Raw genomic sequence first — 486 nt, 5'->3', positions numbered from 1 at the left:
TGGGCATAGTCGGCGCGGCGCAGGTCGATCGTGTTGGACCAGGCGCGGGTCACCCAGGAGATCTGGCGCTCGAGATCGGAGATCGACTGTTCGATGCGCTTGGCGGTGGCATCCGCCTTCTCGCTCAGCGCGTCCGTCAGCGTGCTCTTGATGCCGCGATAGCTGATCCAGGTCTCGAGCGCGCCGTTGACAGCCAGTACGAACACGACGAGGCCGACCAGCGCGAGGACATATTTGGCGAACAGGCCGCCGCGCAGGAACCAGTTCTTGCCCTTGTCCGTAGCCGCGTTCATCCAGCCTCGTCCGTCCCCTCCAATCAGTCGAGTGCGCCATTGGATCTGTCGCTGTTTAGCACGGATCGGCGGGCCGAGGCGGCCCCTCCGGGTGCATGGTTAGCCGAGTCACCCTTCGATCTTGGCCGGAATATCCGGGAATATCAGCGATTGAACAGCTGACGCAGCACGTCCTTCATCGCGGGATTGTCGC

The 486-nt window shown here is 63.2% G+C and carries 1 pseudogene; it reads right to left on the bottom strand.

Annotated elements, in window-relative coordinates:
• A pseudogene (locus FNJ47_RS46600) lies at positions 1-293 on the bottom strand (adenylate/guanylate cyclase domain-containing protein); the annotation flags it as partial.
• Positions 294-486: the final 193 nt, after the last annotated feature.

It is taken from the genome of Bradyrhizobium uaiense, from assembly GCF_010811875.1.
GTDB classification, from domain to species: domain Bacteria; phylum Pseudomonadota; class Alphaproteobacteria; order Rhizobiales; family Xanthobacteraceae; genus Bradyrhizobium; species Bradyrhizobium uaiense.
This window is presented reverse-complemented; position numbering and strand designations above follow the sequence as displayed.